The following is a 22,984-nucleotide window of genomic DNA, read 5'->3' as shown; positions in this document are numbered from 1 at the left end:
ACTTTGAGTAAGCGCTTTATTTCAATAAACGGAAATGACTTCATTGCCATGGTCTTGGCGGGAGCAGACAACCTTCGCAGAAATGTCGACAAGGTGAATGGACTGAACGTATTCCCTGTCCCCGACGGAGATACTGGCACCAACATGAATTTAACACTCACTGCAGGATGTGAGGAACTGAAAAAGAAGCCATCCTCTCATATTGGAAAAGCTGCTGACGCCTTGTCCAAAGGGCTCCTCATGGGCGCAAGAGGCAATTCAGGGGTTATTTTATCCCAACTGTTTCGCGGGTTTGCAAAATACGTGCACGAGTTTGAACAGATTAACAGCCAGCAGTTTGCGGCTGCGCTTCAGCAAGGCGTGGAGACGGCCTACAAGGCGGTTGTGAAGCCGGTGGAGGGCACGATCCTGACGGTCTCCAAAGAAGCGGCGAAGCATGCGACACAGTTCCGCAGAAGCGCGGACGTGCTGGATTTGCTGCGGGAAGTGCTCACGAAAGCGAAGGAAGCGCTCGCCAGAACGCCTGAGCAGCTTGCTGTGCTCAAGCAGGTCGGTGTCGTTGATGCGGGTGGACAAGGCCTGGTCTGCGTCTATGAGGGCTTTGTGACAGGACTCAGCGGCGGAGCGGTGGCGCCGGTGGATGAAGATTTTGCCACGATGGATACGAACTTAGCGGCCGTTTCGGTCGTTCCGGCTTTGAACTTGACGAGGGAAGTGCACGAGCATATGCCTGCGCAAGCGCATCTCGCTACGGAAGATATTGAATTTGGCTACTGTACGGAATTTATGCTCACGATTGAACCCGGCAAGGTAAAGGGGCTTGTATTTAGCGAAAGCCAATTCAGGGAACAGCTCAGCAAGTTGGGCGATTCGCTGCTTGTGGTGGCGGACGACGAGCTTGTGAAGGTGCATATTCATGCCGAATATCCTGGTGAGGTCATGAACCATGCGATGAAATTCGGGGCGCTGAGCCGGATCAAAATCGAAAATATGCGCGACCAGCATACGCATATTCTGGAAGACGCTGCGGCGAATCCGGAATACTCGATTGTGGAGGAACCCGTCGTTGCCGTGACAACGCCTGCGAAGCCGTATGGCTTTGTGGCGGTGGCCATGGGGGCCGGCATCACAGATATATTAACCAGCGTTGGCGTAGACGTTGTGCTGTCCGGCGGACAGACGATGAATCCGAGCACAGAAGACGTTGTCAAGGCCGTGCAAAGCATCGACGCGGAGACGATTTATGTGCTGCCGAACAATTCGAACATTATTCTAGCTGCGCAGCAGGCTGCTGAGCTTGTAGATAACAAAAAGATCGTTGTCATTCCGTCCAAGTCGATTCCGCAAGGATTGGCCGCGATTCTCGCGTTCCAGGAAAAAGCGGATGCCGAGACGAACACGGCTGCGATGCAGGAGTCGCTCCGCCGCGTGAAATCGGGACAAGTGACGTATGCGGTGCGCGATACGAATATGGACGGCATTGCGATTAAAGAGGGGCATTTTATCGGGATTCAGGACGGACGCATTGTGTCATCGGAGACAAGTCTGGTTGGCGCCTGCAAGAAGCTGTTGGAAGACATGATTGATGAAGGCAGCGAGATTGTGACGCTTTTGACAGGGGAAGATGCGAAGGAAGAAGAGACCGAAGAGCTGGAAGCGTTCATTCAAACGCTGTATCCCGAAATCGAAATCGAGCTTCATCCCGGCGGACAGCCGCTGTATGCGTATCTGATTTCAGTCGAGTAGTTCGTGCTTGCCGCGAATGCCCGGTTCACGTGTCAAAATGGAGGAGGGATTCCGTTGACCCATATTCGTATTGTGACGGACAGTACGGCCGACATCCCGTCGGAGATTAGAGAAGCGCTGGGCATCACGATGGTTCCGCTGAAAATCAATTTTGGCGAGGAGCAGTTTCTGGATGCGGTGACGCTGAAATCGGAGGATTTCTACGCCAAGCTGACGACTTCCGCTTACTTCCCGACGACCTCGACACCGTCTCCGGGCGAATTCCTGGCGTTCTATCAGGAGCTGCTGAGCGAGCCGGATACGGAAGTCATTTCGATTCATTTGGCCTCTGTGCTAAGCGGTACGCAGCGTACAGCTGCGCTTGCCGCTTCGATGCTCGAAGGCGATCAAGCGGGAAGAGTTCACGTCGTGGATTCTTGCTCGGCGTCCTACGGGATCGGTGCACTCGTTGTGGCGGCGGCGGAAGGTGCCCGGGAGGGGCAGTCGGTTGATGAGATTTTGAAGCGGATCGAGACGATTCGGGAGAATTATGCGATCTACTTCCTTGTGGATACGTTGGAATTTTTGCAAAAGGGCGGCAGAATCGGCAAAGCTTCGGCACTTCTTGGTTCTTTACTTAATATTAAGCCGATTCTGTCCCTGGATCGTACGGGAGAAGTCATGTCTGTCGATAAAGTGCGCGGTCACAAGAAAGCGATCGCACGCATTCTTGAGCTGTTGGCTGCGGATTTGGGCGACAAGCCGATCCGTACGCTGCATATCGCGCATGCGAATAATGTGGAAGGCGCGGAGGTGCTGCGCGAGGCGATCGTGCAGCGTTTTGCGGTGGCGCAGGTGAACTACATTACGCTTGGACCTGTGATTGGGGCGCATGCCGGCCCGGGGACCATCGCAGCTTTCGTCGGTACGGTGTAGCTAATGGATTTACATCAATGTCAGGTTCGCGAAGTCCATGGTGTTGGCGCTCAAAAAGCAGTTGAGCTCAACAGCATGGGCATTTTTACGGTTATGGATTTACTCGAGTATGTGCCGTTTCGTTATGAAGATTACACGGTGCGCGATCTGGCAAGCGTCAAGGATGGAGATCGGGTAACGGTGCAGGGAACGATTATCGGGGAGCCCGTGCTGCAGCGTTACAGCGGCAAGTCGCGTCTCTCCTGCAAGGTGATGGTCGATTCGTTCTTGCTGACTGCGGTCTGGTTTAACCGTCATTTTCTGAAGGACCGCTTGCGTCCGCAGCAGGAGATCGTGTTGACCGGCAAATGGGATGCGCGGCGTCGGCAGATGAGTGTGTCGGACTCCGAGTTCCCGGGACAAGCGGGGTCGAATACCGGCACGATTCAGCCGGTGTACTCGGTCACCGCCTCGATGACGCAGAAATGGATGCGCAAGGTGATTGCGCAGGCGCTGACGCAGTACAGCGCCATGATCCCGGAGGTGCTGCCTGCGGGCATCACCGGCAAGTATGGGTTTCTGCCGCGGAGCAAGGCGCTTGCGCTCATTCATACGCCGAGCGGCGTGGAGGAAGGCAAGCAGGCGCGCCAGCGGATGGTGTACGAGGAGCTGTTCCTGTTCCAGCTCAAGCTGCAGGCTTACCGCGCTGTGACGCGGAGCAAGGCGGATGGGGTGAAGCAGCAGGTGGACCTGCCTGCCGTCCGCGCGTTCGTGCGCGCCTTGCCCTTCCAGCTGACGGAGTCGCAGAAGAAGGTGGTCAGCGAGATCCTGCACGACATGCAGGAGCCGTACGCCATGAACCGGCTGCTGCAGGGCGATGTCGGCGCAGGGAAGACCGTGGTCGCGGCCATCGGCCTGTACGCGACCGTGAAGGCCGGCTACCAGGGCGCGTTGATGGTGCCGACGGAGATTCTGGCTGAGCAGCATATGCGTTCTCTGAGCCGAATGTTCGAGCCCTATGGGCTGCAGGTGGCGCTGCTGACGGGCAGCTCGACAGACCGCCAGCGCAGGGACTTGCTGGCGTCCTTGCAGATGGGGCTCATCGACGTGCTTGTGGGCACGCATGCGCTCATTCAGGAAGATGTGTACTTCCGCCAATTAGGGTTGGTCGTGACGGATGAGCAGCACCGCTTCGGGGTTAACCAGCGCAGCATTCTGCGGCGCAAAGGGATGAACCCCGACGTGCTGACGATGACGGCGACGCCGATCCCGCGCACGCTGGCGATCACCGCGTTCGGCGATATGGACGTCTCGACGCTGCGCGAGCTGCCGAAGGGCCGCAAGCCGATCAAGACGTACGCGGTGGCGCATGGGCTGCTGGAGCGCGTGCTGGGCTTTATTCAGCGCGAGGTGGCCGCAGGCCGGCAGGCGTATGTCATTTGTCCGCTGATCGAAGAGTCGGAGAAGCTGGATGTGCAGAATGCGATTGACGTGCATATTCAGCTGCAGCAGCATTTTCCGGACATGAAGATCGGCCTGCTGCATGGGCGCATGAGCGCTGCGGAGAAGGATGCGATCATGCATGAATTCAAGGAAGGCCGTATGGCGACGCTCGTGTCCACGACGGTTATTGAGGTCGGCGTCGACGTGCCGAACGCGACGCTAATGGTCATTTATGACGCTGACCGCTTCGGTCTGTCGCAGCTGCATCAATTGCGCGGTCGGGTCGGACGGGGCGAGCACCAGTCCTATTGCGTGCTGATCGCTGATCCGAAGACGGAGGTCGGCAAGGAGCGCATGAAGGCGATGACGGAGACGACCGACGGCTTCGAGATTGCCCGGCGCGACTTGGAGCTGCGGGGGCCGGGCGATTTTTTCGGCACGAAGCAGAGCGGGCTGCCGGAGTTCCGCATCGCCGATATGGTGGCGGATTTCGAGATCATGGAGCAGGCGCGGGACGACGCGGCCGAACTGGTCGGCGACTCGACGTTCTGGACGGGCGCTGCGTACATGCCGCTGCGGGCTTATCTGGAGCGGGCGCATATTTTTGACAGCGAGGTGCTGGATTAGGTGTGTCTGAATGCCCCTGAGCGGGTTTTCAGACACGCCTAGCTTCGGAGACATTGACCGGTGTCCGGTTCCCTTTTAAGATAGAGATAAGGAAAAGCTTGATTATGGGGAACGGAGGTGTGCGGTTGTGACGCTTTTTCTCGTATATCTCTGCATTATGAATATTATAACGTTTGTAGAAATGGGCTATGACAAAGGACAAGCCAAAAAAGGCGAACGCCGTGTGCCGGAGAAGCGGTTGTTCTGGTTTGCGGCCTTGGGCGGCGCGATTGGCGGTTGGCTCGGGATGAAGGTGTTTCGGCATAAGACGAAGCATACGTCTTTTGTCGTGGGGATGCCGCTGCTCGTGGCGTTCAATTGTATTGTGGTAATTGTGATCGCGATGTATATGTAAGCTCTGCGACGCATAAGGCAAGTTTGCGCCCTCTCGCTCATAGGATAGAGCATGACGATGGGAGGTGCAGGCATGAGTTACCAGCAATACGGCATCGATCCTGCGCTCGTAGAGCGTGTGAAGTTTAAGCTAAAAAATCCGGAGATCAAGGAACGCATCAAAATGCTGCTCCAGGGCGTGACGAAGGCCGATTTGCAGAATGCGACGAAGGTGACGCGTCTGGTGGGGCTTGCTGCGGGTATTCTCGGGGAAAAGCTCAGCGGTATGCAGACGAATCAGATTGTCACCTTTATTCTTGCGCAAAAGATTGATCCTGCGAATACGTTTCATTTAATCAAATTGTGGTCGATGTTCCGTTAACGGACGTCGGACTACAGGAAACATGAACATGACACATGAACAAGCGAAAATGCCACGTTCTGCTGCGAGAGCTCAGGGGTGGTGTTTTTTGTTGTTCGCTTTTTGGCATTTTTTACCCTTGTTAAAATTTTAGAAAACCACTTGCATAGCGAATACGTGTTCGGTATATAATAATAACGAATATATGTTCGTATTTGGTGGTGAGAACATGAACGGTTCAAGAATTGAGGCAGAAGAAGATGTTCAAATCATTAAGGAGTACACGTTATTGCCGATTTTACTGGATATGCTGGCGAGGGACATGGAGGAGCTTAATGTTTATAAGGATAAGATCGTATACCATCATCTGCTGTACTACTTGCGTGAGGTCGAGAAATCGATCTATCCGGAGCTGAACAGGCTGAAGAATCGAATGAGGCAGCTGGACATCAGGGTGATTCATACGGAAACGAATGCGTTGGGTATTCATGTGGAGTATAAGGTTCGCGGTTATATCCACCATTTTACGATGCTCCGCAGTCTGGTCAAAGCAGAGTTGATGACGACATTGATGAATATGCGGGGGGGATTGGGGTGAGCATGGGAAAAAGTGGGGAACGCACGATTTTTTTGATCGACGGTCAATCTTTCTATGCTTCCATTGAAAAAGCTGCTCATCCTGAGCTGAAAGAGCTGCCCGTGGCTGTCGGAGATCCGGAACGCAAGTCTGGCATTATTCTTGCAGCTTGCCCAATTGCCAAGTCCCGCGGTGTAACGACAGCCGAACGGATTGGCCAGGCGTTAGCCAAATGCCCTGATTTGCAAGTCATTCGTCCGCGGATGCAAACCTATATTGCGATATCGCTATTTATTACGGAAATCTTTGAATCGTTTACGGATCTTGTTGAGCCATACAGCATCGATGAGCAATTTCTGGATGTGACGGGTTCTCTGGCCTGCTTCGGCACGGCAGAAGACATTGCGCGGCAATTGCAAACGCGCATTCTGTTGTCGACGGGAGTCTGGACTCGTTGCGGCATTGGTCCTACCAAGATTTTGGCGAAGATGGCTACGGATAATTTTTCCAAGGAACGGCCGGATGGCCTATTCAGGTTGAATTTTGACAATATCGAAGATACGTTGTGGCGGCTGCCTGTTCATCGCATGTTCATGGTGGCGTCCAGAATGACGCGTCATTTTACCAGAATGGGCTTGCATACGATTGGTGACATTGGGAAATTGGAGCTGGCTGAATTTAAGCGGCGCATGCGATGGGAAATGGGCAAGCAGAGCGATATTCAGGCTGAATATTACTGGCAGACGGCGCGCGGCATCGATCCCAGTCCTGTTGTGCCTAGTATTCGCAGCAAGTTGAAATCTGTGAGCCACGGCAAAGCGATGCGAAGCAGTCTGTACCGTAAGCGCGAGGATATCGAGGTGGTGCTGCTAGAGTTAGTTGTGGAAGTGTGCCGCCGCAGCAGAAGACATGGTTATATGGGGAACGTTGTGACCGTCGGGGCTGCAGAGACGGATGGCATCAAGTCCACCAGTTTTCACAGACAGATGACGCTTCCGCAGCCAACGTCTCTTTCTCATGAAGTAGCGGCGGCAGCGCTTAGCTTATTTAGGAAGCATTGGAGCGGCCTCGCGGTGAGCCACTTGCACATTTCGCTTACGCAGTTGGTCGATGATGATGCGTATCAACTTACTTTATTCGAGGATCGGGTAAAAGCGTACAGCTTGGAAAAGGCTGCCGATGAAATCAAGGATCGGTTCGGCAGTATTGCAATTATGCGAGCATCTTCTTTACTACCGACCGGGGTAGCGCGAGAACGTTCTGAACAGATCGGAGGACATTACAAATGAGTAAACTTGACGGTAACGAGCGGTGGAAATCGAAGATGCTGCTCACAGAACATCAAGAGCAGTATGAACAACGGCATGATCTGAGAAAGGCGTCTCGCCCTACTTCGGAAGAGCTGAGCATGATTCGAGATTACATCTTGCTGCCGCATATGCTGACGATTGTACAGAAGAGCATGGATGACATTGAACATAGTCATAACGTATTAAGACAGCTTTATTTAGCCATTGGACAGATACTTATGAATCAAATTAGCCAGGACATCTATAACCTTCGGCGAGAATTGACGAGTCGCAGCATTAAACTGGTTAGTGACGAGCAGGCGGATGTCATTGTGTACCACCGGTTTCTATGCCGAGGATATGAGGATCGGTTTGGGATGACGCGTGATGTCATGCGCTCAGAGATCAGCACTCGACTTAAAAGCTATATGAAGAATATTGTCGGGCAAACAGAAACTAGGAAAACGCCGAGTGCTTAGCGGCGACGCTCCAGCCGAAAGACGCGTCTTTCGGCTATTCGAATTGACGCAGGGCTTACTTTTTTTCATAATGGTAAGAGAGTGAGAGGGCGAGACATAACTGAGGTCGAGAAAGGAAGCAAGCGCATGTGCGGACGCTATACGATTATCGTAACGCTGGAGGAACTCATGCTGCGCTATGATGTGGACGGGCTGTATCAGGGCGATTATGGCCCAAGGTACAATATAGCGCCTGGGCAGTCAGTTATGGCCGTCATTCATGATGGAAAGCGCAATCGACTAGGGCAGCTGAAATGGGGGCTGATTCCGGAGTGGGCGTCCGATCCTAAGGTGAGCTATCAGATGGTGAATGCGCGTTCGGAAACGCTTGCGGATAAACCGGCATTTCGAAAGCCGTTTGAACGCAAACGCTGTATTATTCCGGCGGATTCATTCTACGAGTGGCAAGGGGAGGGTAAACACAAGCAGCCCATGCGCATTATGCTGCGGAGCCGAGAGTTATTCAGCATGGCTGGCTTGTATGAAACGTGGACGTCGCCGGACGGCACGCGTATTTCTACTTGTACAGTAATTACTACGGAAGCCAACGAAGTGGTGCAAGGGATTCATGATCGCATGCCCGTTATTTTGCCGCAAGAGGCGGAGGCTGCCTGGCTGGATCGGGGACTAACGGATGTCCGCCAGCTTCGCTCACTGCTTAGGCCGTATCCGTCGGAGCTGATGACGGCATATCCCGTATCCACACGGGTAGGAAATGTACGCAATGATGATGAGCAGTGCATTGAGCAGATCAGCTTCTTGTTGTAGCGTTTAGAATGGAAAGCGGAGAAGGGAACATTCGCTTATGAGAAACAGATTGCCTTTTTTTATCATTGTCATTGCGATTACCATTGGCCTTAATGCTTATATCGGTTGGCATGTGCACGCGCTGCTGTCGTACTGGTTTGGCGAAGACTTCCCTTCGCTCCTGTACTGGATCGTATTCTGGATCGTTGCGCTATCTTATATAATCGCTGCGTTCGGAGGGCGCGTACTGCCGAAGGGAATTACGCAGCCGCTCAAAATAATCGGAGCGTATTGGTTTGCCTTTATGGAATACGGCTTGCTGCTGCTGCTGGTGACGGATGTCGCAATCGGCATCTGCCGGCTTGCTTCCGTTTCGCCGCAGAGCTACATTCCCGTCCTTGGCTGGGTGAATCTTGCGGCTATGGCGCTTATTTTGGCAAGGGGCACCTACAATGCGAGAACACCGGTCGTACGCCGATACGACCTTACGATTCCTAAGGAGGCGGGCGAATGGAAGGAGCTGCGGATTGCCGTCGCCTCCGATCTTCATTTGGGCTTGACGGTTGGGAATCGTCATCTGCGCAAGCTTGTCTCGGGCGTGAACGCGATGAAGCCGGACTTGATTGTACTGCCGGGCGACGTCATTGACGACAGTATTCACCCTTTTATCCGCAACCGGATGGGAGAGACGATGAGGGGGCTGCAAGCGCCGCTTGGCGTGTACGCCGTTCTGGGCAATCACGAGTATATCGGCGGGCATATCCAAGCCTACGTGGAACAAATGGAACAAATCGGCGTCCGCGTTCTGATGGATGAAGTGGTTCATCTGGCGGAGCGGCTGTATCTTGTCGGCCGCAAGGACAAAGCGGCAGAACAGTTCGCTGGGGGGCGCAAGCCGCTTGCTTCATTGATGGCGGATGTCGATTTGACGCAGCCGGTCATTGTCTTGGATCATCAGCCGTATCATCTGGATAAGGCGGCGGAGGCTGGCGCGGATGTCATGCTGTCCGGGCATACCCACCGGGGACAAATGGCGCCGAACCATTTGATTACGAGAAGATTGTTTGAATTGGATTGGGGCTATTTGCGCAAAGGCAATCTCCATGCCATCGTTTCTTCGGGATTCGGCACCTGGGGGCCGCCGATTCGATTTGGCAGTCGTTCAGAATGGATTGCGTTGACCCTGCATTTTACGAATGAGATAGAGAAAGGGAGAGTACTTGATGCAAGAGATGGGCAAGAAGCAAATTACCCCCGTTGAACTGGCTGCGGGCATGATGCAAGCCACGATGCGCAGTATTGAAAATGGGTGGGATACCTTGAAGCCTGTGATGACGGCCTATTTGTCGGAGCCGGTGCTGACGGAAGCCAAGGAAGATGAGCTGATTCGTGAGATTTATCTGGCTGCGTTGGCGCTGGAAATTTATTGTATTCCAACGGCGTTTGAAACGAACATTGCGCAGCAGGTCAGCAAGGGGATGGGGACGGTCATGGCTTCGGAAGCGTTGTCCGCGCATCAGCTATCGGAGCCGATTCGGCTGCATTACTTGCCGCAGTTTGAAGCGGTGCACGAAGAAGGCACAGATCCGGCGGATATGGCGCTCCGGTTAGTCCATGAAGCGGTCAGGATCTTGTACGATCGACTTGCGCTGCCGCTCAAGCCGGTCGATCCCGTGAATAGCTTGCTGTGGGCCAAGTTGTTCCCGTTTGTGGTCAGCGTCGTCGGCAAGTGGCCGATTTTTGCCGCGAAGTTTGAAGTGGCGGAGAGTGGGCAAGAGTAGGAACGGCAGTAGTACTGCCGCACATAATGAATCATCATCGTGGAGGTAAGTGAGTTGACGAACAAGCGAGTTGAGGTTTATGTATTATCCGGGTTCCTAGGGAGCGGGAAAACGACGTTTCTAACACAAGCCATCGATTATTATACGGAAGCGGGGCGTAAGCCAGCCGTGATTATGAACGAGATCGGCGAAGTCAACCTGGACGGTCAGTTGATTAAAAACGAAGTGCCCATGTCGGAGCTACTTGGAGGCTGTATCTGTTGCTCAAGCAGGGGAGACTTGGGACTTGCGCTGAAAGAACTCATTACTGATGAACAGCCTGATCTTATTTTTGTGGAATCAACGGGTATTGCCAATCCGATGGAAATTATCGATGAAGTGACGGATGCTTCCTTGATCTTCCCATTGGCGTTATCAGGCATTATTACAGTCGTGGATGCGCCGCATCTTCTGGAGCTCAGCCGGACAAGCCGCGGCAAAACGTTCCGCCTTATGCAGGAGCAGATCCGCTGCGCAAACCTGCTGCTTCTGAACAAAACCGATCTGCTCGAAACCGCGTCGATGCAGGAGGTTGCTGAACTGGTGCAGACATGGAATCCCCATGCGGACGTGCAAAGCACGGTGTTCTCACGTGTGGATATGGAGCTGCTGGAAGGACTACGGGACGTAGAAGCTGGTGGGCCGACGCGCGCCGAGACCGGTGACCATGCGCATAGCGAGCATCATCACGAGCACAGCCACGAGGCGCATCACCATCATTCACATCGCCATGTGATGGCGTACACGCACTTTTTTGAGCGGGCGGTGGATAGCGAAGCCTTTGAACAATTCGTCAGCCGGCTTCCGCAAGAAGTCTACCGCGCGAAAGGCATTCTGAGCTTTACGGATACGGCGAGTCGTTTTCTCTTCCAGTTCGCCTACCGTGAAATGGATTTTATAAAAATTACCCCCCAGGGCGAAGTGCCGGATGTCGCGGTGTTCATTGGCGAGAATTTCTCGCAGGATGCGGTGCGCGAAGAATTGCTTAAGCTGGAGGCCATGTCGGATAAGCCAGCGGTGAAGTAGTCTCGACTTGACGTGAGAGGCCCATTTGCTGCACTATAAGAAGAGAACAACTTGAAGACAGGGGTAATGCAAGTGGGTACGCATACGCATACGATTGATGAAATGCTGGCAGCCATGTCGAGGCAAGGATGGCGAATTACAGAGCAGCGCAGGAGCTTGGCGACGCTATTTGCGGAATCGGGCGGTTATTTATCGCCGAAAGACGTTTATGAATATATGAAGGCTAAATATCCTGGCGTTAGCTTTGATACGGTTTACCGAAACCTTCGCTTGCTTAGCGAGATGGGGGTTCTAGAGCAGTTTCATTTGGCGGACGGGTTGAAATTTAAGGCGAGCTGCTTGTCGCACCATCACCATCACATGATTTGTGTCAGCTGCGAGAAGACTGTTACGTTTGAATTTTGCCCGATGAAGCTGGTAAAAGACTTGCCGGAGAGCTTTGAAATTCAAAGCCACCGGTTTGAAATTTTTGGCACGTGTGCAGAATGCAAGGCACTGCAAGCGGGTAAACCAACCGAAGCGTGAAAAGTCATGGAACTTTGTTTCCATGACTTTTTTTCATAAAAAGGGCGGCGTGCCGTTTCATTTGCTTTTCTCCACATGTAGCAGCTCAGGTACCGTTACAAAGGTATAACCCGCAGCTTTCAGCTTCGTAATGAGCGGACTCAAGGCTTGAACCGTCCCTGATAAATCCTGTGATTCGGCTCCTCCCGAATGCTGAAGGATGATGGAGCCAGGGCGCGTCTGATGAAGAATGTTCTGCAGCACCTGGGCTGCGCTCAGCGATTTCCAATCCAGTGAATCCACATTCCAGTTCACGATCAAGTAGTGATGGTCCGCAATCCATCGTACTTGATCTTCGTTAATAGCGCCATAAGGAGGCCGTACCAGCTTCGGGGCATAGCCGATTAAGCCTTGCAAAACGTTCTCCGTATGGACGATTTGATTTTGAAATTGATTGACGGACAGCTTCGGCAAATTGGCATGGCTGAAAGAATGATTGCCGATGACGTGGCCTTCATGCGCAATCCGTTTAATCACATCCGGGTGCGTATTTGCGAGGGAACCGAGGACAAAGAACGTCGCTTTGACCTGATGCGATTTCAGCACATCCAACACTTTCGGCGTGAATCGTGTGTCAGGGCCATCATCAAAGGTGAGCGCGATCTTCTTCTCCAGGCCGGAGCCGCGGAGCTTGAATGTATCCGGATATTTAGCGACAAGCTGAGAGAGCGTAAGCTTTTTCTGAATCCGAGCTTGGCCCTGGTTTTTCTGTACGGGCACGGAAGGCCGCTTGGCAGATTCGCCTGCTTGTGCGGTGCGCTTCGTACTGGCCTTCGGCTGCATGCTGACCTTCGGCACAGGCGTCGGCGTTGGGGGAGGCGGTAAAGTTGCTGCCGGTGTTGCCACAGACCGAGGCGCAGGCGTCACCACTTGGGATTGTTGCATAGCTGTGGAAGGTGGGATGTCATCGGCGAGCTTGCTGCGTGTTGACTGAATAACGACATCCTGGACAGGCGGGAATGACGGCTGGGACGATCCCTGGTCTTGAAAAGGTTGTGAACTTGAAACGCCGCAGCCTGACATGAGCAGACAACTGGCGGCAATGAACCAAAGCTGCTTGACCATAGCAATCCCTCCGAGCATTATGAATATGCTCTAGGTTTTGTCAGGAAGAGGGCTCTTATCCAGATCGAAAAGCGGAAATATAAGGTTGTAGGTGTTGGAAGTTATTTTCAAAGAGTAGCCGTAAGCTACAAGAGGATCGATGCCAATTTCAATGGACATCCGCCGCGCTTCCATGTATCTTAATAGATAGTATCTGTAAGAAAAAAAGATTTGCAATATCGGAACAGGGGGAGTCGCATGTCAGGCTATATTCTTGTCATAATTGTTGGCGTCATCGTCCTCGCGGGGCTTACGTACATGAATCTTCGAAAAATTAGCAAATCGACAGCCGATTTGACCCAATTGAAAAAAAGAACGCTGCTATGGAGCGAGATTTCACTCGCGCTTTTTGTCGTACAGTTGTTTTTCCGCGACCGTCAAGGGGGCTTTCTGCTGTTCTTCGGTCTGCTGACCTTGTTTACGGGCGCACACTATTTCGGTGTCCTGTATTATTCCCGGAAGAGAAGAAACGGATAATCTATTGAAAGGAAGGCTTTTCCCGCAGGCAGTCTGCAGGAAGGGCCTTTTTTGAAAGCAGTTAAGAAGGATCCTGCCAGGAGACGGGCTTCGTCTTCGGTGAAGATTTGAACTTGTGATACCATTTCTTCTTTTTCTTCTGTTCCATCAACGTGCGTAATTGCAGCATCAGAAGCTTGGCCCGGTCTTCATCCGCATACTTATCGCGCAAATGCTCAAACACTGGTTTGTCGTTCATGCAGCTACCTTCTTTTCTGACTGATGAGGTTGTGAAATTATGGGAATATATGTTCGTTAAAATCATACCACATCCAAGAAGGAATCTTCAAGCGAACGTTGAAATATGATTTATACGACGAAACCCCTTACATGAATGTAACGCAGTTGTAATCGTTAGGGTCATCACATGTCACTAGGCCTAGCATAGTATGTAGCAAGGTGGTGATGACAAATGGCGGTTACCCTCGCAGATTGGATGCTCTACACGCTTTGGGGAATCTTTGGATTGATGATGGTTGACTTCCTAATCGCTTTTTTCCAATCTTTTTGGAAAGGAGCTTTCGATCTTACGTTCGTGCTCGATTATTTGAAAGATGTCCTCTACTATATCTTGCCGCTGGACATCATTGTATCCTTTGTTCCGGCCGACCCGACGAAATGGACGTTGGTCGTATTCTTCTTTATAGCCGGAATAGCAGTAATTTTTAAGTTTGTTCGAGACATTATCAAAAAATTCAATTAAAATAATATGGCGGCCTTCCTTCATGGAGGGCCGGATGTTTTCATAGAATAAAATAAACTGACTAAAGGAAGTGTGTGGCCATGAGGAGATATCAGTGGATCAAGTGGCGAAAATTCATCCTATGGCTCGTTTTCCTCGCGATCATCGGTGGACTGTTGTGGCAAGGCGGACCAACGGCCTGGAACGTCGCTTTAACGCTTGCCAGTCTAGCGTTGCAACTGCTCTTCGCGATGATGTTCATGATCATTCAGTTCGTCGCGCTGTTCTGGTTCCTGGCCAGAGGACGAACATACTGGATCCTGCCCGGGGAAACCGGGGCTACGTGGGACGATTATCGAGGCAATCCCGAGATTGTTGAGAACGCCAAGCGGATTGTTACGCTGCTTAAAGGCGTGAAGGAATTTAAAGAAATGGGCGGTGAAGCAATCCGCGGCTTACTACTTTGCGGACCTCCGGGTACAGGGAAATCCTACCTAGCACAGGTTATCGCCAACGAAGCGCAAGTCCCGTTCGCTTATGCCTCAGCGCCGAGCTTTCAAAACATGTTTTTTGGCGTAGGGAACATGAAGGTTATGGGGCTGTACCGGAAATCCCGGAAGCTGGCGAAAGTGTACGGGGCGTGTATCATTTTTATCGATGAGATCGATGCGATCGGGATGAGCCGTGCAGGCGGAGGCGGTATGGGCGCAATGGGCGGCATGATGGGGATGGGCGGCGGCACCGGGCTTCTTAACGAGCTGCTGCTGCAGATGGATCCTCCGAATATCGATAATTCCAAAATCGCCAAACTGCTTCGTTCCTTGGGGCTTCGACGCAAAAAAGCGGAACGCCCTGCGGTGTTGACGGTTGCCGCGACCAACCTGCCTGATGTGCTTGATCAAGCTTTGCTCAGACCCGGCCGCTTCGACAGACAGCTCTGGGTGGATACGCCGGATTATGACGGCCGTGTGGACGTCTTCCAATATTATTTGCGCAAAGTGCGGACCGACGCGTCCTTGACAGCTGAAAAAGCCGCGCTTGACACCGTAGGCTACAGTCCTGCGCAAATTAAGCATATTGTGAATGAATCCCTTGTCATTGCGCATCAGCGAGGCGGCCAGGTCGCCAGCTACGAAGACTTCCGCGCGGCGATGGAAACATATGAGTGGGGGCTGAAGCAGCCGCTGCGCTCCATGCGGGATGACGAGAAGCGCAATGTCGCTTATCACGAAGCCGGCCATGCCGTGGCGCAATATTTGCTCAAGCCGCATGACCGCGTATGGAAAGTGACGATTATCCGCCGCGGCGGCGCGCTAGGGCTGGCAGCAACCAAGCCTACGCACGAGCGCTACAACCGAAGCGACAGCGAAATGCTGGCAGAAATTCAAGTATGCCTTGCGGCGCGTGCTGTAGAAGAACTATTTTTAGGGAAAAAATTAAATGGCGTCACCTCCGATCTGCAGCATGCTACCGAAATTGCCGGTGCGTACATCGGGATGGTCGGGATGGGCGACGAGCTGTTCAGTTGGCTTGCCTTCGGCTCCAAATCGGAAGGATTAAAGGCGCTACGTCCTCAAATCAACGAATTGCTCAAGCATCAAATGAGCGAAGTAAAAAAGCTTGTTACGAAGCATTCCGACTTTGTTCACGCGATTGCGGAAGAACTACTTGGTCGCGGTGATTTGACCGGCGAGGAAATCGAGCAAATTTACTTCCGTCTATATAGCCAGAACCGGCCAGAAGCGCGTGAAGTAAAGCCGCCGCAACTATCGGCTGGTAAGGAAGTTTTGGGATTCGGAGACGTATAAGAGTCAAAAAGGGTTGAACAGACGGTGATCTGTTCAGCCCTTTGATTTTTTATGGGGACTCTGCGAGGCATAGCGGCCCGTGGTGACACTGCCATGTTTCGTATACCATAGGTAGAAACGGTGTGAGATGGAGAACGTGATCAGCAGCGTAATCCACGTCCAAAACCAGGACCAGTGAATGTAGTCAATGAGGGCCGTATATTTTTGAATAATGACCTCCAAGATCGTCATCCAAGTCGGGAAAAAGAGGTACCAGCCGATTTTGTGAAGCCGGCTTTTCTCTTCGGGAAAATGGAGTACGAACGCAACACACGTGGCCGGATAAATGAAATATTCGAACGAGAAGCTTGTATTCGTGGCATTCGGAAATTCTCGAACAGGATAAGTGATCAGGCCAAACTGTACAACCAGAATGCCAAATATCCAAGTCATAAGTTGTTTGAATAAAAAAACCAGTATGGCGTCACGGCCTTTGCCTTGCGGTATCGTAAAGCGAAGCAGCAAGATGGCGAAGGTCCAGCAGATCACGAGTACAGTTCGTTCCAAGAGCATGAAAAGCAGCCTCCACATTTAGCGGTGATGATGATAAGGAATGATCACAACGTCCTCATCGATGGACAACTTTGAGACTTCTGTATTAAGTTATACCCCAAAAATCATGGGTTATCCAAAAATAAGCGCTGCATCCGAATAGGTTCTCTCAACTGAAACTTGAGCTTCAATTCCAGTATTTTCAACTTTTTATGGGATTTCCGCATCTTTTTCTCCATTTTCACGTATAATCTATCATGTCTAGTAATATATACTAGTCAATCCATGATTAAGGAGTAGATTCGTAGATGGCAAGAAAGAAAATGACTTGGTGGCTCTCCGCCATGATGGCGGCCATGTTGATGGTGCTCACGGGCTGTCAAACGATTCAAGGCCTCGACATCGTACAGGCGCTATTAAACAATGCGACACTGCAGTCCGCTTCGTCCAAAAGTTCGCTTGAACTGGAGCTTGTTCCTGGCAATACGAGTGGCTTATCCCCAGAAGCTAAGCAAGCCTTCGATACGCTGAATCATGCCAAGCTGGAATTCCGCAGCGTGAACGTGCAGGATAAGCAGCACATGTTCGTTGATGGCGCTCTGACGTACGGTCGAGGCACGATCCCTTTTCAAGTGGCGATGAGCGGTACAAACTTGACGCTGCAAGTGGAGGGAGCTAAGAAGCCGTTTTCATTTGATCTCATGAATAGCGCGGGAGGCGCTGCTGCATTACCTGCTGCCGAGACAACGGCTTTGCAAAAAGAACTCATGAGCAAAATGAATGACCTCATTCCAGTTGTAATGAAATTTATTATTGCCAACCTTCCAAACCCTGAGCATATTTCTGTATCATCTGTGACGGACACTGTAAATAACGAAACGCTTTCGCTGAAGAAAGCGCATATTGAAATCAAGGGAAGCGAGCTTCTTCCGCTGGTTAAAGGCTTTTTGACCAATATGGTGGCAGATGAAAAAGGGTTGAAAGATTTGCTGGGTCAACTTTACGACATTCTGATGCCGGTGATCAAGGAATCGATGAAAGCCGCGTCGAAGGACAGCGAGGCACCTTCCGAATACAACGACCTCATGACGGCTTATATGGATAATAAGAACCTGGCGGTTGAATTCTTGTATACAACGCTTCAGCAACTCGTGAAGACGCAGCTCGACAATTGGGATGAGACGATGGCGAACTCGGTCTCTGCGGTTTCAGAGCCCCAAATGAAAGCTTTGCTAAGTGATCAGACAGTGCTACAAGCAGATTTGTATATGGATCAAGACAAACAGATTCGTAAAATACATGCCGATCTCTCTCTGCCGATTGTGGATGAGAGCTCCGGTGTCAGCGCCGTGAAACTGGCGTATACCAGCGAAATTTGGAATATCAACAAGCCGGTAAAGGCGGAAACGATTGATGTTTCTGGTGGAACCATTGAATTAAAGGACTTGTCGGGCGGCAATGCAACTGGCCTGCTGAGTTCGGTTAAGAAGGATTCGGCGCTGTACAAGCTGTTGCGGAACGATCTTAAAGTTGCGAAGAAGGATATTATGTTGATTCTGAATCAAGAAGGAGAAGTCTACTATCCTTGGGACTCCAGCCATCCTTTCATTGACGACTCTGGCGTGGCGATGGTATCGGCACGATACCTAGCTGAACAACTGGGTGCTGAAGTAGCATGGGATGCAGACGCTAGTCAGATTACGATCAACGACGCGCTGAGCGAGAAGAAAGTTGTGCTGACGTTGGATGCGAGCACGGCAAAGGTAAATGGCGCTGATGTCCGTTTGGACAGCCCGGCGATTTTGAAGAACGGTGTGACGTTCGTGCCGCTTCGCTTCATCGCCGAGCAGTTGGGCGGCAAGGTGGAGTTCGACGAGAGTACCCATAGTGTTCGTGTTACGCGGGAGTAGCGGCTGGCCGTTTTAGGGGCGGTTGCTTGAATAGGGTTGAATGAGAATAGACCGCCAGCCTTTGTGAAAAGGGGCGGTCTGTTTCTTTTAAACTTCCACATTCCTGATTTTTCCTGTAAAATGAAGTCACAAAAACGACTTTCATTTGTTTTGAAACAGGAGGAATAATGTTGCATCGTTCCCATGATCCAAGCCGCCATAAGCCAGGTTCACCGGAGAAAAACACGCAGCCTGCTATACCATCGGCAGACGCAGCTCCTTCCTTATCTCCCTCGGGCGTTTTACAACTTCAGAGAATGTACGGCAACCGCGCGGTGACGCAGCTATTCAGATCTACTTCCACTAGCGGACCTTTAGAAAGCCGCAATATTCCTCAAAGCAGCTCGACCGTCATACAGCGTAAAAATTTGGAACAAGCGGGATTAAACACAAATATGGAAAACAGCGGGACCCGAGCGCTGGTTACGGATGGCCGCGTGGTAAATTTTTATACAACAGAAGCGCCAACTGAGGCCGCAAGCAAAGTGGAAGCGTTGAAAAAATCCGGCGAGATGAATGCGATTGTCGGTAAACGCGTCGATGAACACGCTGCGAATACATGGGGCAAAGACTCTAACAGCAAGTGGACGGAGCCCAGCGAGGAACTGAATAAAGATACCTTAAATAAAGTCGATCCCTTCTTTTATGGCGTTAAAATTCCGTTTAAACACGCAAGCAAAACGGAGACCCTGGAGCTTTCCTTTCAGCACGCCAAAAACTGGACTGGTTATGTCGAAAATATTTACGACAGTACAAATGCCGACACGGCCAGCGTTCCCACCATGTTTGACAGTGGTACCGAGCACGCCGAGGCTACAGGGAAGATGGATGATAAAGGCCATTACCGGAATCTAAAATTCAGCAATGTGCATGATAAAGCAGATAAGGCTAAAATCATTGATCTTACCGCAGGCGGTGCGGAGAAAAATCTGGATGCCTATACGAAGATTGCAGGGGAAGGAGCACGCTGGCAGTGCGTCCGCAATCACGCAGCCAATGTGCAAAACGATTCTTATTTCTTTACCAGGGACACAACAAAGCCTAACAAAGTGAAGGCAGTTTCTTTTAGATCACTGTGGTTAAGCTGGAAAAATGCTTTCCAGAAAAAATATGATATTTCCGATGCCACAGTTATAGCGGCGCTCTCGAGTGGCGCTCTTGGTTCAAAATACCTGAATTTGTCCAAAATGCGGGAAGGAACCGATTACGATTTGGATGCCGGGAAAAGTTTCAGTAGAAGCTAGGACTGCAGCCTTACAACCAATGTGAACGAATGAGACCCGCCCAAAGGAGAATCTAAAATGGAAGAAATGTTAGGCAGCGTATTGGAGTTTTTTCAATCGGAAGATTGGTCTTATTCCCGTTTGGAGGGGCAAACAGTCATTAAACTGGTTTCGACCGCAGCAAACTCCCGGTGGAACTGTTTTGCCCAAACGCGTGAGGAGCAACGGCAATTTATTTTTTATTCGGTTTATCCTGACAACGTACCTGAGGAAAGACTGGCGGCTGTTTCCGAATTTTTAACTCGTGCCAACTTCGGCTTAATCATCGGCAATTTCGAGTTGGACCTGGATGACGGTGAGATCCGTTTTAAAACCAGCATTGATCTCAAGGAAGCGTCCTTAACATCAGGCTTGCTGAAGCAATTGGTTTATCCCAACGTCGTGACGATGGGACGATACATTCCTGCCATTCAAATGGTCATACAAGGTCAGCAATCCCCGCTTGAAGCTATAGAGGCAATTGAATTGCGTTCATAAAAAAGAGGTCCTAATTAAATTAGGACCTTTTAATATTTTAGCAAAAATAATAACGGCGACTGCTTGCGCAGCCGCCTCATGGGAGAGGAGAAACCGGACGAAGAGCTTATGGGGAAACGTAAGCCTTCTCCGCGGTTGTCTACGACATCCTCTGATGTCGATAATGTAAGGATGGCCGATTTGCGGAAGATTTATACATCGGGATTGGAAAAATTTTTGTGTCGGATAGGAGCATGTGGTACGATATAGCGTATGAAAGAATTTGCATAAGGGGATAGGCGCAGGATGAGAGTGATTTCTGGCACGGCCAAGGGCAGGGCCTTGAAAGCTGTGCCCGGCATGAGCACGAGGCCGACAACGGATAAGGTGAAAGAAGCGATCTTCAGCATGATCGGGCCTTATTTTGACGGCGGGCAGGCATTGGACTTGTTTGCGGGCAGCGGCGGGCTGGGTATTGAGGCGTTGAGCCGGGGGATGGCGAAGGCGGTTTTTACCGATATTGAGAAGAAGAGTGTCGACACGGTACAGCACAATTTGCAGGCGACCGGGCTGAAGGAGCAGGCGGAGGTGTACCGGACCGATGCGACCAGGGCGCTCAAAGCGCTGGCCAAGAGAGCGCAGAAGTTCGAGCTCGTCTTTCTGGATCCACCGTATAAGATGAAGGTCATTGCGGAGCTGATACTCGCGATGGAGGAACAGGCGCTGCTGGAAGAGCAGGCGACGATCGTGGTGGAACACGATGCGAAGGATGATCTGGACGAGATGATCGGTCAGTGCCGGATGATGCGCAGAGCCGACTATGGTGATACGGCTGTGACGATTTACAAACGGGAAAGCCCGACGAGCTGAAGGAGATGAGCAACTTGAAAAGGGACGAACACGGCATAACCGTGGCTGTGTATCCGGGCAGTTTTGATCCGGTAACGAACGGCCATTTGGATATTATACATAGAGCGGCAAAAGTATTTGACAAGCTCATCGTGGCGGTGCTGAACAATACGTCCAAAAATCCGTTATTCACGCTGGATGAGCGCATGGAACTGATTCGGAAGGTCACGAAGGATTTGCCGAATGTGGAAGTGGACGGCTTTCGCGACCTGCTGGTGAATTATATGAAGGAACGCAATGTTCATCTTGTCGTCCGCGGACTGCGGGCGGTGTCTGACTTTGAATATGAACTGCAAATGGCTTCGACGAACCATAAATTGAACTCGGATATTGAAACGTTTTTTATGACGTCCAAACCGAAGTTCTCTTATTTGAGTTCTTCGATTGTCAAGGAAGTGGCCAGGTTCCACGGGCCTGTAGAAGACCTGGTGCCGGTTGAGGTGGAAGAAGCGTTGAAGGAAAAGTATCCGAAAGCCTGAGACACATCCTGACGGAATTATCGCTGTTTTCGAAAGAAACGAATAGCGCTCGAAATTAGCAGCATGACGAGCAGCACCAGAACGAATTGGGTCAGCAGCGGCCACCACAAGCTCCACGCAGATTCACCATTTACGGGGAACGGCGGGGAAGCGGGGCTGCCGGGATCAAGCCACAAGAAGCTGGGCTGTGTGTCCCGCAAGAGCAGTTTCAGCGGAGACCAGAGCAGCGCGGTTATGACGAAGGCAAGTACGGCATGCAAGATGCGGGATTGCAGGAAAAAAAGGTAGCGCGCGCCGGACCGGTGCTGCATGCTGGCGACTTGCGCATGGGCGGAGAGGCCGCCCCAGCCGAGAAATGCGCTGATCAGCGCCATTTGGCCAATCAAGGGCAGCTCCGTTTGGCTAAAAGCATACGCGCCAAGATGAATCTCCATGAACCCCTTGATCCAGGCCGGGGCCGTATCGCTATACACATGTAAGGAGCTTAATACGACGTGTGTAACGGGGCGCAGCGCATCCGTTAGATGCGCTATCGTCATCACATTGATGAGCACGGAAAAAATCATCATATAGCCGCCGATCAGCATCATCGTCTGCACGGCGGACGTCGTGGCATCGCCGAGCAGTCTGCCGAACGGGCGGCCGTCGGCCGCGTGCGCTTCGCGCATGGCGAAGAACGCTCGTTTTAAGAGAGGGCCGCTTACGGGTTGAAACACAAGGCGCTCCTCCTCCGCACGTTTGCCGCGGGGCATGAGGATGCCGGTCAGCAGCGCCGACGCGTAATGAATGACAGCCAGAACGATGCCCAGCTTGGCGCTATGGAGAAAGCCGATCCCGACGACCATGACGAGGAAAATCGGGCTGCACAAATGCGAGAGCGCGGTCAAACGTTCCGTTTCCTTGCGGGACAGGAGATTTTTTTCATGCAGCGAAGCGGTAATTTTGGCCCCGGCAGGAAATCCTACAACAAAGCCGGAGGCTAGCGCCCAGCCGCTGACGCCTGGCAGCCGGAAAATGAATCGCATGAGCGGCTCCAGAAGAATGCCTGTTCCATGAATAAGGCCGAAGCCAATTAGCATTTCGGTCATGATCAGGAACGGCATCAAGGCGGGAAAAACTAGCTTCCACCAGACGGTCAGCCCCTCCAGGGAAGACTGGAAGGCCTTGTCCGGAAATAAGACGATCGAGACCACGACAAGACCGGCGAGCGCGCCCAATACGACCGTCGTGGCTCGAGATTTGGTTTTGGTATTGAAAGACTGCATCGCATCCATCACTCCGTC

General features: G+C 51.7%; 25 protein-coding genes. 21 read left to right on the top strand and 4 right to left on the bottom strand.

Annotated features, from left to right (window positions below; all coding sequences use genetic code 11):
- Positions 1 to 3 precede the first annotated feature (3 nt).
- The 13 genes from ABE504_RS04835 to ABE504_RS04775 all read left to right on the top strand — a co-directional run bounded on the left by ABE504_RS04835 (position 4) and on the right by ABE504_RS04775 (position 11,945).
- On the top strand, positions 4 to 1,746 hold the full coding sequence (locus ABE504_RS04835) for a DAK2 domain-containing protein (protein WP_430085254.1): 1,743 nt from the start codon (positions 4 to 6) through the stop codon (positions 1,744 to 1,746).
- Between the two features lie 54 nt (positions 1,747 to 1,800).
- Entirely contained in the window at positions 1,801 to 2,661 is an 861-nt protein-coding gene (locus ABE504_RS04830) for a DegV family protein (protein WP_430085251.1), read from the top strand.
- A 3-nt stretch (positions 2,662 to 2,664) separates the two neighbouring features.
- Positions 2,665 to 4,710 (top strand): ATP-dependent DNA helicase RecG, encoded by a 2,046-nt coding sequence (gene recG / locus ABE504_RS04825; RefSeq protein WP_430085248.1) that lies wholly within the window; start codon positions 2,665 to 2,667, stop codon positions 4,708 to 4,710.
- 127 nt (positions 4,711 to 4,837) lie between these two features.
- A complete protein-coding gene (locus ABE504_RS04820) occupies positions 4,838 to 5,104 on the top strand; it encodes a DUF1294 domain-containing protein (protein WP_430085245.1) in 267 nt (88 codons plus the stop codon).
- A 72-nt stretch (positions 5,105 to 5,176) separates the two neighbouring features.
- Entirely contained in the window at positions 5,177 to 5,464 is a 288-nt protein-coding gene (locus ABE504_RS04815) for a stage VI sporulation protein F (protein ID WP_126142316.1), read from the top strand.
- Between the two features lie 208 nt (positions 5,465 to 5,672).
- Positions 5,673 to 6,041 (top strand): hypothetical protein, encoded by a 369-nt coding sequence (locus ABE504_RS04810; protein ID WP_430085242.1) that lies wholly within the window; start codon positions 5,673 to 5,675, stop codon positions 6,039 to 6,041.
- 2 nt (positions 6,042 to 6,043) lie between these two features.
- Positions 6,044 to 7,309, top strand: coding sequence for a DNA polymerase IV (locus ABE504_RS04805; RefSeq protein WP_430085731.1), 1,266 nt, complete (start codon positions 6,044 to 6,046; stop codon positions 7,307 to 7,309).
- Complete coding sequence (locus tag ABE504_RS04800) at positions 7,306 to 7,788, top strand: hypothetical protein (protein WP_430085239.1); 483 nt, start codon at positions 7,306 to 7,308, stop codon at positions 7,786 to 7,788. Before ABE504_RS04805 ends, ABE504_RS04800 begins: the two co-directional genes overlap by 4 nt.
- Before the next feature lie 126 nt (positions 7,789 to 7,914).
- Entirely contained in the window at positions 7,915 to 8,595 is a 681-nt protein-coding gene (locus ABE504_RS04795) for an SOS response-associated peptidase (protein ID WP_430085236.1), read from the top strand.
- 37 nt (positions 8,596 to 8,632) lie between these two features.
- Entirely contained in the window at positions 8,633 to 9,835 is a 1,203-nt protein-coding gene (locus tag ABE504_RS04790) for a metallophosphoesterase (protein ID WP_430085233.1), read from the top strand.
- Entirely contained in the window at positions 9,798 to 10,355 is a 558-nt protein-coding gene (locus ABE504_RS04785) for a hypothetical protein (protein ID WP_430085230.1), read from the top strand. Before ABE504_RS04790 ends, ABE504_RS04785 begins: the two co-directional genes overlap by 38 nt.
- Positions 10,356 to 10,409: 54 nt before the next feature.
- A complete protein-coding gene (locus ABE504_RS04780; RefSeq protein ID WP_430085227.1) occupies positions 10,410 to 11,420 on the top strand; it encodes a CobW family GTP-binding protein in 1,011 nt (336 codons plus the stop codon).
- A 66-nt stretch (positions 11,421 to 11,486) separates the two neighbouring features.
- On the top strand, positions 11,487 to 11,945 hold the full coding sequence (locus tag ABE504_RS04775) for a Fur family transcriptional regulator (protein WP_430085728.1): 459 nt from the start codon (positions 11,487 to 11,489) through the stop codon (positions 11,943 to 11,945).
- A gap of 57 nt (positions 11,946 to 12,002) precedes the next feature.
- On the opposite strand, the gene ABE504_RS04770 is transcribed toward ABE504_RS04775, so the two are convergent.
- On the bottom strand, positions 12,003 to 13,049 hold the full coding sequence (locus tag ABE504_RS04770) for a polysaccharide deacetylase family protein (RefSeq protein ID WP_430085224.1): 1,047 nt from the start codon (positions 13,047 to 13,049) through the stop codon (positions 12,003 to 12,005).
- 237 nt (positions 13,050 to 13,286) lie between these two features.
- Here ABE504_RS04770 and ABE504_RS04765 point away from each other — a divergent pair, with 237 nt between their 5' ends.
- Positions 13,287 to 13,565 (top strand): hypothetical protein, encoded by a 279-nt coding sequence (locus ABE504_RS04765; protein ID WP_430085222.1) that lies wholly within the window; start codon positions 13,287 to 13,289, stop codon positions 13,563 to 13,565.
- 61 nt (positions 13,566 to 13,626) lie between these two features.
- Here ABE504_RS04765 and ABE504_RS04760 read toward each other — a convergent pair whose 3' ends face one another.
- A complete protein-coding gene (locus ABE504_RS04760; RefSeq protein ID WP_430085219.1) occupies positions 13,627 to 13,803 on the bottom strand; it encodes a hypothetical protein in 177 nt (58 codons plus the stop codon).
- Positions 13,804 to 14,016: 213 nt separating this feature from the next.
- On the opposite strand from ABE504_RS04760, the gene ABE504_RS04755 reads away from it, so the two are divergent.
- Both ABE504_RS04755 and ABE504_RS04750 read left to right on the top strand, forming a co-directional pair.
- Positions 14,017 to 14,307 carry a hypothetical protein gene (locus tag ABE504_RS04755; protein ID WP_126142308.1) on the top strand — a complete coding sequence of 97 codons (291 nt, stop codon included), beginning with the start codon at positions 14,017 to 14,019 and terminating at the stop codon, positions 14,305 to 14,307.
- 80 nt (positions 14,308 to 14,387) lie between these two features.
- On the top strand, positions 14,388 to 16,094 hold the full coding sequence (locus ABE504_RS04750; RefSeq protein WP_430085216.1) for an AAA family ATPase: 1,707 nt from the start codon (positions 14,388 to 14,390) through the stop codon (positions 16,092 to 16,094).
- Positions 16,095 to 16,127: 33 nt separating this feature from the next.
- Here ABE504_RS04750 and ABE504_RS04745 read toward each other — a convergent pair whose 3' ends face one another.
- On the bottom strand, positions 16,128 to 16,646 hold the full coding sequence (locus ABE504_RS04745; RefSeq protein ID WP_430085213.1) for a CBO0543 family protein: 519 nt from the start codon (positions 16,644 to 16,646) through the stop codon (positions 16,128 to 16,130).
- Between the two features lie 287 nt (positions 16,647 to 16,933).
- On the opposite strand from ABE504_RS04745, the gene ABE504_RS04740 reads away from it, so the two are divergent.
- From ABE504_RS04740 to coaD, 5 genes are all read left to right on the top strand, one after another.
- Positions 16,934 to 18,535, top strand: coding sequence for a copper amine oxidase N-terminal domain-containing protein (locus tag ABE504_RS04740; protein ID WP_430085211.1), 1,602 nt, complete (start codon positions 16,934 to 16,936; stop codon positions 18,533 to 18,535).
- Positions 18,536 to 18,702: 167 nt separating this feature from the next.
- Positions 18,703 to 19,818 (top strand): hypothetical protein, encoded by a 1,116-nt coding sequence (locus ABE504_RS04735; RefSeq protein WP_430085208.1) that lies wholly within the window; start codon positions 18,703 to 18,705, stop codon positions 19,816 to 19,818.
- A 57-nt stretch (positions 19,819 to 19,875) separates the two neighbouring features.
- On the top strand, positions 19,876 to 20,334 hold the full coding sequence (locus ABE504_RS04730) for a YbjN domain-containing protein (RefSeq protein ID WP_430085205.1): 459 nt from the start codon (positions 19,876 to 19,878) through the stop codon (positions 20,332 to 20,334).
- A gap of 285 nt (positions 20,335 to 20,619) precedes the next feature.
- Positions 20,620 to 21,183: a 16S rRNA (guanine(966)-N(2))-methyltransferase RsmD gene (rsmD, locus tag ABE504_RS04725; RefSeq protein WP_430085202.1), complete on the top strand. Its 564-nt coding sequence runs from the start codon at positions 20,620 to 20,622 to the stop codon at positions 21,181 to 21,183.
- Between the two features lie 5 nt (positions 21,184 to 21,188).
- Complete coding sequence (coaD, locus tag ABE504_RS04720) at positions 21,189 to 21,701, top strand: pantetheine-phosphate adenylyltransferase (RefSeq protein ID WP_430085198.1); 513 nt, start codon at positions 21,189 to 21,191, stop codon at positions 21,699 to 21,701.
- A gap of 17 nt (positions 21,702 to 21,718) precedes the next feature.
- Here the strand turns inward: coaD and ABE504_RS04715 are convergent, their stop codons facing one another.
- Positions 21,719 to 22,966, bottom strand: a complete 1,248-nt coding sequence (locus ABE504_RS04715) for a nucleoside recognition domain-containing protein (RefSeq protein ID WP_430085195.1) — start codon at positions 22,964 to 22,966, stop codon at positions 21,719 to 21,721.
- Between the last annotated feature and the right edge of the window lie 18 nt (positions 22,967 to 22,984).

This window comes from Paenibacillus oryzisoli (genome assembly GCF_050467285.1).
In the GTDB taxonomy this organism is placed as follows: domain Bacteria; phylum Bacillota; class Bacilli; order Paenibacillales; family NBRC-103111; genus Paenibacillus_E; species Paenibacillus_E oryzisoli_A.
This window is presented reverse-complemented; position numbering and strand designations above follow the sequence as displayed.